The organism is Serratia sp. AKBS12 (assembly GCF_024793895.1).
Classification (GTDB): domain Bacteria; phylum Pseudomonadota; class Gammaproteobacteria; order Enterobacterales; family Enterobacteriaceae; genus Serratia_F.
Window position 1 is genome coordinate 587,285 of sequence record NZ_JANUSB010000002.1, and the last position, 14,445, is coordinate 601,729.

Annotated in this window: 12 protein-coding genes and 4 pseudogenes; 4 read left to right on the plus strand and 12 right to left on the minus strand. The window is 49.4% G+C overall.

Features of this window, described 5'->3' with window-relative positions; genetic code table 11:
- Positions 1-115: 115 nt before the first annotated feature.
- On the minus strand, positions 116-1,819 hold the full coding sequence (yfjW, locus tag NYE85_RS02695; RefSeq protein ID WP_259002766.1) for a protein YfjW: 1,704 nt from the start codon (positions 1,817-1,819) through the stop codon (positions 116-118).
- Between the two features lie 135 nt (positions 1,820-1,954).
- Between yfjW and NYE85_RS02700 the strand changes: the two are divergent.
- Both NYE85_RS02700 and arsC read left to right on the plus strand, forming a co-directional pair.
- Positions 1,955-2,971 (plus strand): annotated as a pseudogene (locus NYE85_RS02700) (arsenic transporter); the annotation flags it as partial.
- Positions 2,972-2,983: 12 nt separating this feature from the next.
- Entirely contained in the window at positions 2,984-3,409 is a 426-nt protein-coding gene (gene arsC, locus NYE85_RS02705) for a glutaredoxin-dependent arsenate reductase (protein ID WP_259002767.1), read from the plus strand.
- 236 nt (positions 3,410-3,645) lie between these two features.
- On the opposite strand, the gene NYE85_RS02710 is transcribed toward arsC, so the two are convergent.
- From NYE85_RS02710 to NYE85_RS02760, 11 genes and pseudogenes are all read right to left on the minus strand, one after another.
- Positions 3,646-4,323: an N-6 DNA methylase gene (locus tag NYE85_RS02710; protein WP_259002769.1), complete on the minus strand. Its 678-nt coding sequence runs from the start codon at positions 4,321-4,323 to the stop codon at positions 3,646-3,648.
- A gap of 122 nt (positions 4,324-4,445) precedes the next feature.
- Positions 4,446-5,120, minus strand: a pseudogene (locus tag NYE85_RS02715) (DUF1281 domain-containing protein).
- A gap of 115 nt (positions 5,121-5,235) precedes the next feature.
- Positions 5,236-5,502: a toxin gene (locus tag NYE85_RS02720; RefSeq protein WP_259002771.1), complete on the minus strand. Its 267-nt coding sequence runs from the start codon at positions 5,500-5,502 to the stop codon at positions 5,236-5,238.
- A gap of 14 nt (positions 5,503-5,516) precedes the next feature.
- A complete protein-coding gene (locus NYE85_RS02725; protein ID WP_259002772.1) occupies positions 5,517-6,530 on the minus strand; it encodes an ArdC family protein in 1,014 nt (337 codons plus the stop codon).
- 81 nt (positions 6,531-6,611) lie between these two features.
- Positions 6,612-7,214, minus strand: coding sequence for a DUF3085 domain-containing protein (locus NYE85_RS02730; protein ID WP_259002774.1), 603 nt, complete (start codon positions 7,212-7,214; stop codon positions 6,612-6,614).
- Between the two features lie 86 nt (positions 7,215-7,300).
- Positions 7,301-7,786, minus strand: coding sequence for a hypothetical protein (locus NYE85_RS02735; RefSeq protein ID WP_259002775.1), 486 nt, complete (start codon positions 7,784-7,786; stop codon positions 7,301-7,303).
- Positions 7,787-7,859: 73 nt separating this feature from the next.
- Positions 7,860-8,438, minus strand: a complete 579-nt coding sequence (locus NYE85_RS02740) for a hypothetical protein (RefSeq protein ID WP_259002776.1) — start codon at positions 8,436-8,438, stop codon at positions 7,860-7,862.
- Positions 8,439-8,518: 80 nt separating this feature from the next.
- Entirely contained in the window at positions 8,519-8,881 is a 363-nt protein-coding gene (locus tag NYE85_RS02745; RefSeq protein ID WP_259002777.1) for a hypothetical protein, read from the minus strand.
- Positions 8,882-9,001: 120 nt separating this feature from the next.
- The gene (locus NYE85_RS02750; RefSeq protein WP_259002778.1) at positions 9,002-9,340 is read right to left on the minus strand and encodes a hypothetical protein; all 339 of its coding nucleotides are present in this window, start codon (positions 9,338-9,340) and stop codon (positions 9,002-9,004) included.
- Between the two features lie 558 nt (positions 9,341-9,898).
- On the minus strand, positions 9,899-10,798 hold the full coding sequence (locus NYE85_RS02755; RefSeq protein ID WP_259002779.1) for an integrase domain-containing protein: 900 nt from the start codon (positions 10,796-10,798) through the stop codon (positions 9,899-9,901).
- A 1,148-nt stretch (positions 10,799-11,946) separates the two neighbouring features.
- Positions 11,947-12,641 (minus strand): IS1 family transposase gene (locus NYE85_RS02760; protein WP_259002780.1). Its coding sequence is split into 2 segments (ribosomal slippage): positions 11,947-12,395 and positions 12,395-12,641, totalling 696 coding nucleotides; the frame shifts between segments, so codons are not numbered across the junction.
- Between the two features lie 485 nt (positions 12,642-13,126).
- On the opposite strand from NYE85_RS02760, the pseudogene NYE85_RS02765 reads away from it, so the two are divergent.
- Positions 13,127-14,304: pseudogene (locus tag NYE85_RS02765) on the plus strand (IS3 family transposase).
- 9 nt (positions 14,305-14,313) lie between these two features.
- Positions 14,314-14,364 (plus strand): annotated as a pseudogene (locus NYE85_RS22780) (DUF1493 family protein); the annotation flags it as partial.
- Positions 14,365-14,445 lie beyond the last annotated feature (81 nt).

The window sequence follows — 14,445 nt, forward strand, 5'->3', positions numbered from 1 at the left end:
CAGTTTAAAGCAGGTATGAGTGTCCGCTTCACGCTCAAGCCTGCTTTAAAAACAGGCTTGACGTAGGATATTTTAATAATTAGTCATAAAAAGGCTCCAATTGGAGCTAAATGCGTTACAAGAATAAATTTTCATTCACATCATTCTTAAAGTAAGAATGAATAAACTTTATAGAAATTGCTAGCAGACCTAAACCAAATATATACTTTAATATATCCATAATAGAAGAACCAAAAATTTCCAGCTTAGATTGCAAATAAGTTATTTTACGAAGGTTCATTATCTTGTTATCAACAAAAACAAGATCTGCCGTGCCATATATTTTAATTTTTTTGCTTTTATTAACTAGTCCATACAAACTCCCTTCAGAAATAATAATCTCCGATTCTGGCCTTAACGACAAATTTTTCCCGTTGATACTAAATTGGGAGATACCTGTTGCTCTCAGTGAAGATAATTTCCCATTGCTTATATCATCATATATTTTATCAAGCTTCTGGTATGTTTTTTTATAGAAAGCAAAATCAGTCTTGAGTAGTACGGAGGGGCTATTGTTGTAATTAATAATATCATCTGGTTTTAGGACAAGTAAAAAACCCGTTAAGTAATTTGCATTAATGCTATAAGTATTTTTCAAATCCGATATTTGCTGGTATTCACACTTCATCTTCTTATTTTTATCAAGCCTAGATAGAGGTGCAACATGATTTTCAATTTTATATTTTTTATCATTTATTATTATATCGTATGTATAATCATGTAAAATACCATTCGTTGTTATTGGCATAAATGCGAAAGCAACCATCAATTGTGCATTGTTTGATTCAAATTTTATTTGAGAGTCAGTAACACTTGAGGCTAGCATAAATTCATCATCTTGCTTGCTCAAACTTAATCTTGATGCTGCTTTAGGCATCACATCCGCGGATTCACCTTGTATGAACCCCATCATTGGAAGTTTCTGTGTGATTTCTAGCTTTTTTACATTCAGAAAAGATTTTTTAGCATCAAGCGGTACATTGCGAAGTAAATCTGGAAGGGCATAACAACCGGAGACAATATAAATATCAGCACCACTTAAACCCTTTATATCATTATATATCAAACTACCATTTTTCATTACATCCAGATACGTTGGCGTGTCTGTTTTTTTATCATTTAAAAACCCAAATGATTTCTCTTTATCTTTTACACCTACATAGGTGATGTCTGAACCTTCAGATATATCCATCTCAATCTCTACCGCCTGCCGGGCAAACAATAAATATATAACGGCGGTTATAAGTACGGCTATTATTATTGCGGAAATTAATGGAATCATTGCCGATAAAATCATTGGAATATGTTTTATCTTATTAAGATGGAAAAGGAGGGAGTTTGATAAACACATAAACAGCGACAATAAAATAGCCCCAAAAAGATTATATAGTATATTTAACAAAATATTATTCATAGCTATATCGTCTAATGCGTGTATTAACACCACATCTGTTATTGTTAGTACGATCCATGTAATAGCTAACAATGTTAAATAACCTTTAATTCTATGCTGTATAAAAACAGATGCAATAAATACTGCAACAGCAGATATGAGGTACCATGCGCTTTCCAGTGAAAAATAAAATTGTTTTATGTAATCAAGTTTCATTGAGCATTCATAACAATTACCTTTTGTGAAGGCAGCGGTAAAATATTGAAAGAGAACGCCACTACAAAGAAGAAAAAAAATCGAGGAAATATAGAAAAATGCCAAGATCGTAAATTCAATTTTTTTGCTAAATATCTTTCTTACAATTTCTCTTTCTGATACAAAAGCCATAGCAAATCCATATATAAAGCCTTTAAGGTTGATTTTTAATCATACGCAACAAACCATCGACTTTCTAGCAACCAATTTCATTACTCGATACAGTGTTGATGGCTGAAGGCTCTATCTCCGACAAAGTTCCTGCCTAGAGCGCTGTTCACCTTGATAGTCTTGCTCGGTGCCGCTGTTGCTGCGTTGTTTGCCAATGACGGCGCCGCGCTGATCCTGACGCCGATTGTGATTGCGATGCTGCTCGCACTGGGGTTCAGCCAGGGCACGACACTGGCCTTTGTCATGGCTGCAGGATTTATTGCAGATACGGCCAGCCTACCGCTCATTGTTTCTAACCTGGTGAATATCGTCTCGGCGGACTTCTTCTGTCAGGGCTTTGCGCAGTACGCCTCCGTTATGATCCCCGTGGATGCGGCAGCGATTGCGGCCACGCTGATCATGCTGCATCTCTTCTTCCGCAGGGATATTCCGGCAACGTATTAAGTTTCGCTGCTGAAGACGCCAGCCTGTGCGATCAAGGATCCGGCAACCTTCAGGGCGGGCTGGATTGTCCTGTTATTGCTGCTTGTTGGTTTCTTTGTTCTGGAGCCGCTGGGAATCCTGATCAGTGCGATAGCGGCGGCTGGCGCAGCAGTGCTGTTTGTGGTGGCGAAAAGAGGTCATTCCATCAACACCGGAAAAGTCCTGCGCGGTGCGCCATGGCAGATCGTTATTTTCTCACTGGGCATGTACCTCGTGGTCTATGGCCTGCGCAATGCAGGGTTCACGGAGTACCTGTCTGGCGTGCTGAATCTGCTGGCAGACAAGGGGTTATGGGCAGCGACGTTCGGCACCGGCTTCTTGACGGCATTTCTCTCATCAGTGATGATCAATATGCCGACGGTGCTGATTGGTGCGCTGTCGATTGACGGGAGTACGGCGACTGGCGTCGTCAAAGAGTCAATGATTTATGCCAATGTGATTGGCTGCGATTTAGGCCCGAAAATCACCCCGATTGGCAGTCTGGCAACTCTGCTGTGGCTGCATGTGCTTGCCCAGAAAAATATGACAATCACCTGGAGATATTACTTCCGTACCGGCATTGTCATGACTGTGCCGGTGCTGTTTGTCACTCTGGTCGCGCTGGCGTGGCGGCTCTCTGTCACTTTGTAATGAGATACTAATATGAGCAACTTTACCATCTATCACAACCCGGCCTGTGGCACCTCACGCAACACGCTGGAGATGATCCGTAACAACGGCAACGAACCGACGATAATTTATTATCTCGATATGCCACCGACCTGTGATGAGCTGATTAAACTTATTTCAGATATGGGAACTACGGTGCGTGTATTACTGCGTAAGAATGTTGAGCCTTATGAACACTTGGGTCTTGATGAAGAGAAATTTAGTGATGAGCAGTTGATTGATTTCATGCTTCAACATCCGATCCTGATTAATCGGCCGGTTGTCGTTACGCCGCTTGGCACTCGTCTTTGCCGCCCTTCAGAAATAGTGCTGGATATTCTACCGGAAGGCCAGAAAGGAGCGTTTACCAAAGAGGATGGCGAGAAGGTCATTGACGAAACGGGGAAGCGGGTTAATTAATCTGCCCACTTCAAAATATCGGACGCCTGTTTACGCTATGCGGGCGTCCGCTTTTCGCTCATAGCTGCCCGCCATGCCAGCTCAAAAAGCGAGCTTGACGTAGCGTATTTTCCGTTTTCTAGGTGCCCCCATATAGCGCAATGCCTGATTACTTACGAATAACTGAATTATCAGGCCTCTACCTTAGCTTAAAAGCCGGCAATATGCCGGCATGGGTTAATTAAGCTGTACCTTCATCAGGCGACCTGTTTCCTTTTCAAACGCGCTGACCAGTTTCCCAGGTAGTGACCAGGCGTATAAAGTATTCGGCGCCGCTCGTTATGCAGCGAGTTGCCGATCACCACCTCCCCTGCGACACCACAGAGCGACAACTGGATATAGGCCATACCGGCCGCCAGCGGGTCAATGTCCGTCGCTGACACCCACATATGATGGTGTGACAGATAGCCCGACTGGTTAAGCACATCGGCATAGGCCAGTGCCATACAGCCGGCGCCACACGCCGGTTCGGCAAGGGTAATGAACGGTTTATCCAGGAAAACGCTGTCAACATCACCCAGGGATATCTGGGCCATCATTCTGCTGACGTCCCACGGCGTGAAAAACTGGCCGCGGTACTTGTCCCCCAGATCCAGCTGCATGAAGACCCTACCCAGGAAGTCACTGAATTGATCCATCATGCTCATCGATACCTTGGCCAGCAGCTGCGCCATGCGACTGACGTCCGTTTTCTCATAGCCTTTGACGATCTGCAGGTAATTGTCTTCCCGCTTTTGGTTGAAGCAAAAACGGTTCTCCAGCGCGATGACGCTGCAGCTGACGAAGTCCTCAAACACCTTGGCGCGCCGGTGATACCGCGCCGTCTCATTGAAGAGTGAGATAAACGCTTTTTCATGGTTAATTAGTCCGGACATACGTGTTCTCCAAAAAAAAGGGAACACGTATCCCGAGCGGGAAACAGTGTTCCCAGAGGGATGAAAAAAGACCACCGGAAAATCCGGTGGCCATCGTTTAACGTCAGTGCTGCAGCGAGTATTTAACTCGCTACGGCATTGGGTGGTAACGGCATGGAATCTTTGTCGGCGTAGGTAAACTGGATAACCTCACCGCCCAGGACTTCCGGCTCTATTCGGCCGCCATCAACATGTTCGACACCGGCCCCGTTCAGCTCTGTCGCCAGACGCGTCGGGATTAACATCAGCATGTCGCAGGGCACAGTATACTCGGGCATATTCCCGAGCCGCTCCTAACAGCTGCCGGCATCAACAGGGCCGTCAAGCCCCACCATGCCGAACCAGTCGGCAAATTGGCGCTCAATGACGTCCGCTATTCGCGCCTGGGCAAGTGGTGGAATGTTCTCCCACTTGACTGACGCTATCCCGGACTGGCTGTAGAGCCGCTCAATCTGACGGATATTTTCAGCCGTTAACGGCGCATCGGCTTTAAGCAGCCAGAACCACTGTTCAAACGCCAGGTTCTGCGCTGACGAAACGCCGGGATGTGCCAGCAAACCAGGATAAGGGACATAAACACCTGGTTTTACCGTCGCCGGTTTCAAGATGCCGGCACAACCTGCCAGGAACATCCTGCAACTTTGCTGGATGGCATGGCGGTAGTCAGGAACGACATGGCCATTCACCCATTGCTGTAGCTCGTCGACAAACACGGATTGGCCGGTTACAACCAGACGGTTTTTGCACCAGTTAGACATGGTAGTTCTCCTTGTTTTTCAAGAAAAAAGGAGAGACGTCCCCCAACGGGGGAGCATCTCCCCCGTTGGGTTAAGGTGTAAAACAGTGACGGTCAGCCTGTTGGCTCAACCGCCGTCAGTGGTCGGACAGTTCGCGTAAAACCCGTAACTCATGGGCCAGGCGGATCGCCGGCGACAGCTGCTGATAGTCATTGACATCGATACGTTCGAGGTCGAATTTCTCAGCCAGGTCGTTAATCGCCTCATACGGCCGTAAACCGGCCTCCTGCAAGGCGATGACGCAGACCTCTTCGCAGAGGTCCGTGTCGTTCAGTGTCAGTCCGTAATGCCGGTTCAAAAGCGCGCCGGCAACGGTCTGCCAGTGGTGTTGTTCCTCGGTCATAATCCCTCCCCCGTTCAGGCCGCCCGGGCGGCATCAGTCTTTACCGTTTCTGTCTCTGCCGCCGGCATTAACAGAAACTCGGTCGCCTGATGCGCCTGGCTGCTCGCACGGAACAGCGCGCGTTTGTCTTCCTTCATGATTTTCAGCCACCCTTCCAGATAGCTCTCATGCTGGACGTCGCCGGCAACGCCGATCCAGGCACAGAGAAATGCACTGCCCAGCTCGGCAACCAACTCCTCAAACGCATAGACCGGGTCACCCCGCTTACGTGAAGAAGACGTTATCCCCTCCCGGTTAAGACGTGTTGCATGACCGGTGCTGTGCACCAGCTCATGCAGCAACGTCGACCAGTAGTCCGCCTCCGTCTTAAACTGCCGGTCTTCCGGCAGCACAATCAGGTCGCGGTTCGGGGTGTAAAACGCCCTGTTCTGGTAAACATGCTCAAGGTGAACACCGCAGTCCGCAACCATCGTGCTGACCTGCGCCTGTATTCGCTCATCAACCTGTGGGTCCTCCTCACCCGGAGCATCTGCCGGCAGTGCGCCAACCACGTCATCCGGGAGTCCGTCACACTGGCAAATGTTGAACAGGTACAGTGGCTTCAGCATCGGGACACGCTCTTTCAGGACTTTCCCTTCGTCGTCAAACAGCTGCCGGCCGTCGGCATCCTTCGCATCCTTTTCCCAGGGCTTGAAGACCACGGCAAGCGTCGCCTTCTCGCCGGCACGCACATGGCCACCGGCGGCTTCCGCCTGGAGATAGGTCAGCCAACGATTAGAACTGAAGCCATGGTCAAAGGCAGCCAACCACAGCAGCAGCACATTGACGCCACTGTAAAAGTTACCGGTGGTGCCGTTGAGCGGCATCACCGCCCCCTGTGCCATCCGGGAGCGGTCCGTCTGCCAGGGCTTGCGCCAGGGCAGCGTACCGCGCTCGATGGCGGCGATGATTTTGTCCGTCACCTGCTGATACAGGTCGGTACGTTCGAGCCGTTTTTTCGCTGGCCGTGATGATGATGTCTTTTTCATGGGAGGCTCCTCAGTAGTAAAGGCGCACTCCTCCCCTTGCGGCGAAGAATACGCCCCAGGGGACAAAGAATGGGTTAACGATTAACGTGCAGGGAAACGGATTGCCCCTTCCGCATTAACCGTGTCGGCCAGGTTATACAGGCGTTCGAACATCAACTGGAATTCCTCCCTGTCGTCCGGTTTCGCCCGTTTAGTGTCGGTATGACTGGCAGTCGCCAGCAGGTCGATGGCGTTGACGCGCCAACGTTTGTACTCCGCGTTGCCGACACATGCCCGGTAATGGACATGAGCCAGTCGCTGCATGCGGTTAATGATATGGCGGTACTCAGCCACCGGCACCCAGGTTACAGGTGCAGCATGCACATGGATCTGGTCATGCAATACATGTATCCAGAGTTCAAAGCCGTCTGAAAGTATTCGCTCTACGTTGCCATCGGCCAGTTGCAGATACTCGCAAAAGTCATCGCCTCCCACCAACACGCGGGAGGTTTCGTACCAGGCGTCATCCTTTTCCGGATGACAGCCATCGGCATACGCTATGTGCTTCACGCGGCCCGAGTCGGCACGTTCGGCCACGGCCGATATCAGGTAAACGCCGTCGTCTTTGGCCAGCACCAGTTCACACTGATTGGCCTTAACTTCGGCAACGACCAGGCGCAATGCCTCAGGTTCAAAGTGCAGCATGTTAAGTCTCCTGAGTTGCGGAGACGACTTTCCCTGGAGGGGAAGCCCCTCCAGGGAAATGAAACGTTATGGACAGCGCGGTGGTGTTACCACGATGCCCGGAAGTAAAGGTGATGCTGGCTAAAATCGAAGCCGATAAGTACGCTGTTAACGTACGTTTTCAGTGAATCGAGCAGCATCCAGTACACATCGCCGTAGTCGCGAGAATCATCAGGGAACTCCTCATGGCAGTTCGCTTCATTCAGCCGCGACAGACACAAATCCAGCATCTGGATGTCATTGCGGTCGAACGCCATCAGCTCACCGCTTTTGACATCCCCTACACTGTTGGCCACCCAATGCATCAACGCAGTAAACCCGCGAAAATGACAGGTGTGAACCAGCAGCGGCGGATGGTAGTGGTTACACGTTTTGTGGTTGTATATTCGCGGCACCTGTGCACAATCACCGCCGTCCTCTAGCCACGCTGGTGAACACGGCACCCAGTCGCCGACAGGTGTCCAGTCGCCGTTTACCGGCAACATCGGATAGTCAGCCTTACGTTGACGGAAAAAGTTGATATCAAGTCCCATGGGTCACTCCTCTCGGTATACGGACAGGAGCTCCCCTGCAGGGAGGCCCTGCCGGGTGAATTAAAAATCGCGATTATGCCGCCGAATGCGCCTGATTCAGACGCACCGCCAGCACTTCATCCATGCCGACAATAACTCGCCAGCGACAAAGCAATTCATCGGGATCATCGTTATGACTGCTATACCCTTCCAAATGGTAAAGAATGGAATCATCAGCCAGTGCCGCCTCATCCACTTCACCCGGAGCAAGAAGTTCTGGGCGTTTAAGGTGGTGGCGCAACCAGAGCAGTGGCAACTCCCATCCTGGATTTTTGGAAAGTTTGGAGTCGTTCCGCTCTATCCGTACAGAGCCAGGGCACAGGTTATGAATCAGTATCAGAACCAGTCGGTGAAAAAAATCAGGGTGCTGAAAGAACCCCACACGTTCTTTGACGTAAGGCACCGGTTGCATCGGGATATTTTCCTCTGATCCCGGTGATACACGTAAACCGATCGTTTCGAAGATCATGCCATCAAACAGCTGACCGGCTTCCGTGATACCTTCTGGCCGGGCCTCTTCCGGCAACAGCCAGAACACCTCGGTCACCGCCAGGGTGAAATCAATCCACGCGTCCTGGGACGGTGGTGCGACAAAATACACGTTCATACTCACGATAAATCCTCCGGTAACAAAAAATTGGGGGGGGATTTATCCCCCGGACGGGAATAAATCCCCGTCAGGGTGTGTGTCTGTCAGGCTGTCGTGCCGATCACCAAACCTCGAGCTCGCCAATCGCAATGTCGGCTTCGACATCGCGCTTGCCTTGCTCCACGGGCCTGCGCCCAATAAGACGCGTGAATATCTGCACTCAGTGTATCCAGATGAGCCATAAGTGCTTGCCCGTTAGCGGAAAGCGTCGATATATAGCCGTACTGCATGACCAGCAGGAAACCACCAAAGGCCTCTCCCGTATTGATAACGGCATTTTCCACATCATTCAGCTCAGTGGGGTCTTCACGTTCAAGACCCAATCCCAGACGTTGGCAAGCCCGTATACTCATGAGCTTACCTTCAACCAGGCAAAGGAAATGAAACGCATCAAGCGCGGTTTTCACGTCAAATACGTTGGGTAACTAGGTATGCATCGATAAATCCTCCACAAAAAGAAAAGCGGGATTTATCCCCATAACGGGTGTAAATCCCCGTCAGGGTATGAAGTGGGTAAACCGACCGCTCTAAAAGCGGTAACGCAGTCTGGCCAAATGCTCAGCATGTTGACTGGCGAGTCGGTAAGCTTTTCTGCGCTCGGTATGCTTGCAAGACAGCACAACATGGGTGCTTGCGTAGGTATATTCGCCTTTATACCACCCCTTGCGCAGCGTCAGTAACGCGCTGACCGAACCATCATCACTGCAGATAACATGCGCGCGAACGGCAAAATTACCTGCTGCATTGACGTACCAGTCAGTAAAACGCGGCGGCGCCATGCGAAAAGGTATTCGCTGGACAGCCGATTTGACACGGTGCAGGGTTGATAAGAAATCAGGAACAACTGAAGAAGTAAAAACAGACATGGTGTTTCTCCTGTAAAAAAGGGAAACACCGCTCCCAGGGGAAAGGTATTTCCCTTGGGATTTGACTGCGTCACGCGCAATCATCATAGGTAAGAAAGTTAAGCCTTGTTCATCAAAACTACGATGACATCTACTCTCAAAGGCGGGCAGATGTACTACACCGTAAACGGCGTGCTTCCTTTCAAGCTACGGAAGCGTTTTTTGCCACTACCCGAAGGCGATCCTCACAAGTGACAGGATCATTGGTGGCTGTCGACTGACAGCTAGGTCACCCGAAGGCGCTCATCACAGACCCATTGAGCATTGGTGGTTGTCCGAAGACAACGAGTAAGCATGTTTATTTTCCGAGCAAATCGCTGATCTGTCAAGAGACCATGAGCACCTGTTTTTAGAATAATATTTCCTATTATCCTAATAACGTAACGTCTCAGTACCATTATGATTTTGAGGTCGCAGCCCTGTGAGAGCTGCGACCGTTATGTCCGAACCATCATATTCACGCATACAGTTGATAAAATTTTAAATTAATAAAATCCCGCATACTATGCAATTAATCCGTTACTCCACATCACCTTTGAAATAGACTTGCTTAATATAACGACCTCGTCCATCACCATGGCCCAAATCCATCGATACCAATGCCTCTGCTTCTACGCGACTCATTCCATTTTTAACATGATAAGACACCGCATCACGTGAATACGCGTATCGCAAACTATGAGGAGCATCTTTCCCTGTCATTCCAGCTTCACGAACAATATTTCTGTACCGTTCTATTGCTGTATGCAATGAAGGCTTATCAATCAGTTTCCCATTGTGTTCATCACAATGTTTTATTGCCGCCTCTAAAATAGATAAAACTTTCTCGCGATTAAAAATAGTCGTATCACGAGGGCGACCACCTTTCGTGCCAAACACAACCCGAACACGCTCGTCTCCATTAATTAAAGCCTGCCGCCATGTTTTTAATGACTTTGCTGACTGAACCGTTTCTTCCGTTCGCAAACCTACATAGCGAGACAACTGAACACCTAATGCTACCCCTGCATCTTTTTTTAAGACGTGATTTATGACAGCAGTTAACTTTTCATCCGAAATAGGGGCTTTTGTTCCATCACGGTTAGCACCTGAAATCCCTAAAGCCTGGTTACTCAATTTCTCATGGTTGGGATCGGCCAGTTTATTCCGACCCGCAGCTGACATGATTGAACGCACTGCTGCCATCTCGTTTTGCAATGTACGGAGCGACAGGTTTTCAGCCTGCCGGCTATGAATGTATTTTTCGATATGGGCCGTCTTGATGTGTTTTACATCACGAATTTGAATATTCAACTTTGCCAGACGTTCAGAAAAACGTTCTGCAATTCTGGAACGGTCAGCAACGGTTTTAAAACTCCCTCTTCCCTGACGAGCAAGCGTGACAAGTTGTTTTCCCAGCTGTTTACCGAATCTGGACATCTTAACATCTCCAATGGGATACACGTTCTTCTGCTTTAAAAGAAGCAGACGGATCTGTACCTCAGTAATTTCAACCCCGACGACACGGTTGCTTTTGCGCTTCCTGCGTCTCGACTGGTATCTGTGCATCGGGGCGGCGAAATGTTGAGTTCTTGCGAGGCACCCCAGATCTCTGATCCGTTTGCTGCTAATGCAGAGCTGACTTTCGTCAAGCTGCCTCCAACACTACTGTTCGTAGTGTCGCCATCGATACCGAGTCGATTTCCTCCTTTTAGATAGTGAAACGTTCAAAACGGTGTTTTCCGTCGTAATTACGTTGAAGTGAATGAGTGTTAAAACCGTACTGACACAGACTACATGTTGGTCAGATGGTAGTTAAACGTTGAAAGCCACGTCGTACGTGGGTTGAGACGTTATGCGCTACGCGCGTCACTTGGTAGTGTCTTCGCCACTTCACAAGTGACGCGCGCTCCTCTGCTCCTAATGAGACTCACGTAAGCGGCCAAATGTACCAAATGGCCTTATACGTGCGTTCAAAAGTCGCATCGTCCGCAACACGTCATAAAAGCCTTAACAGCTTTAAAGAAGTAAGTGATATCAGTCTGTTGAGACTGAATTATCTAGGCAAGGACTGCCATATGTAGATGTGTGCCAGGCTAATAGCGCCATGGTATTGTGATGACTTTTCAGCAGCCTTAACCGCCCCAAATACTACGTTATGCAGGCGATATCTGCTCCCAAAGGCGGGCAGATGTACCACACCATACCTGGCGTGCTCCCTTTCAGGCTACGGAAGCTTTCTTTTGCCATCACCCGAAGGCGATCCTCGCAGATGGCCAGATCATTGGTGGCTGCCTATCGACAGCAGGGTCACCCGAAGGCGCTCATCACAGACCCACTGAGCATTGGTGGTCGTCCGAGGACGACAGTACAACGTAGATAAATTAAATGATCTGACCGAATGTCGTCAATCACAACAAGTAAACTATCAAACTAATCATCATCTTTTACGTTGAATATTTTTTAATACGTCCCCACCGAGAAAATAAAAAGCGAGGTATACCCTCGCTTTAAAAACACATTGAAAACCACTGACTTTATATTACAAATACATTTAATGCCCTAAAATCGACGGGTAATGCTTCCAATTAGTAGAACATGTATTTCTCAATAAAGGCACCAATGACTTTTTCATGAAGTTCAACAGAGCGTGAGAAGCAGACGGTTTTGCGAGTGAGTCTTTTGATTCGTGTACGCAGTGTCAGGTTGTTACGCTCAATACGCTGAGTGAATATTTTGCCGGTCAGATGCTTATCCTTCGGCACTTCTCTGGCATAACTCCCCCAGTCATCGCTGGTTATCATTCCGATAGTAAAAGGTGTGAGCAGAGCCAGCAGTTCACGGCAGGTTTCATCAGTCCGGGGACCAAATGTACAGGCCAGGACCCCGCCTGTTTTGGTGTTGTACGCATACCAGAGCCAGTGCTGCCGGGCTTTACTGCCGACAAAGCTCCATTGCCCGTCGGGTTCGCAGATAAGTGCTACGTCAGCATGAGCAACCGGAGATGATGTTATTCGTCGCGGCGCGAGTTTTTTAAAGTGCGACTGACGGTGTTAATGCCGATTTTCAGCATCCCTGCGGTATCGCGAACACCAGCCCCATTGAACGCCATTTCAGTGATTTGCTCTTTGACACCCGGCTTACGGGCCTCACAGGCATAAATGAGCAGAAACACGCGATGGCAGTCACGACAGCGAAATCTGCCATTGCCTTTAGGGTTCTGCCCATGCCGGTAAACCAGAGCAGACTGACAGCGGGGGCAATGAACATTAACGCTGGCCATGAGAGAACCTCAAAAGCGAGCATTATACAGCAAGTTCAACCCATTGGAGGCATTACCAGATTCTGCAACCCAACTGGCCGTTTCCCATGAATCTGAAAGCCGGGACTGCCCCGGCTTTATTATGGTGTGCCGGGCATGCTCAGCAGCTCGGGGGTGAAAGTCCCCTGTCCAGCCTAATGGTGGCGAAGGACTAGCGAAGTGCAAGGGCGTCGTCGTGAGGCGAGGTCTGAAGGAAGCATGAAGCAAAACCATGACCTGACGAACAGAAACCCGATATGAGGCCTACCTGGTTGGCGGAGCAAGCCATTGATTGCAAAGGCCATAACCATCAAGAGCCGGGGTGGTAGATCGGGCAGGTGTGTGGTGAAAGCGGCTGAGTTTACCCCGGGAGGCCTGTCCGGCGTTCTGCATTCTGTAGTGGCACAGTAAAATTGGCCACCTGATTAAAGGTGATATTCTCACCACAACATAAAACAGGTGACTTAATGAACAAGAAAACTAAGCGTACTTTCACCCCTGAGTTCAGGCTGGAATGCGCACAGCTGATTGTTGATAAGGGCTACTCATATCGACAAGCCAGTGAAGCGATGAATGTCGGTTCTACCACGCTTGAGAGTTGGGTACGCCAACTCAGACGAGAGCGTCAGGGCATTACGCCCTCTGCGACACCCATCTCCCCGGAACAACTGCGCATCCGCGAGCTCGAAAAGCAGGTTCGCCGTCTGGAGGAACAGAATACGATATTAAAAAAGGCTACAGCGCTCTTGATGTCCGACTCGCTGAACGGTTCACGATAGTTGCCAGACTGAGTGACAGCCACACGGTTGTCAGCCTCTGTTCCGCTCTGGAAATACACCGCAGCAGTTACCGCTACTGGCGAAAACGACGCGATACTGTTAATCCGGCGCAAGTCAGGTTGTGCAGCGAAATACGCCGGGCATGGAACCAGAGCCGGGGCTCTGCAGGCGCGCGCACTCTGGCTGAAATGCTGACCAAAAACGGCGTCCCGATGAGCCGTTATCGTGCCGGGCGTCTGATGAAATACCTGAACCTGAGCAGTTGTCAGCCCGGAAAACATCAGTACAAAAATGCCCGTCAGGAGCATACCTGCCTGCCGAATTTGCTCGAGCGTCAGTTCGCCGTACCGGAGCCAGACCGGGTATGGTGCGGAGATATTACGTATATCTGGGCAGGACATCGCTGGTGCTATCTGGCGGTAGTTATGGATCTTTTTGCCCGCAGGGTTATCGGCTGGAGCCTGTCAGCGAATGCCGATACCGCGTTGATAAGCGGTGCCCTGCGGATGGCCTATGAGATGCGTGGCCAACCTCGAGAGGTCATGTTCCATAGTGATCAAGGAAGCCAGTAGAGCGGCCTTAAATATCAACAAGTTCTCTGGCGTTACAGGATTAAGCAAAGCGTCAGTCGGCGAGGGAACTGCTGGGATAACAGCCCAATGGAACGCTTCTTCCGTAGTCTGAAAACAGAATGGGTGCCGACGAATGGTTATGCCGGTAAGGATGAGGCCCGGCGACAAATCGGCGGTTATATCCTGAATTACTACAACAGTGTCAGACCTCATCATTACAACGGGGGGGTGACGCCGGAAGAATCAGAGCACAGATATCGTGCTTACTGTAAAACCGTGGCCAGTATTACTTGACCACTACAGACCATCAGAATGCTGGTCGAGTCGGCCAAAGCCGGACGCTGGTTGTATTAGGGGTCAGTTTGGATATCGAAAATTATTAATACGCTGTTCATCTCACCTGAGGGTTCTGTGGCCTGTCTGACCCGCCACTGA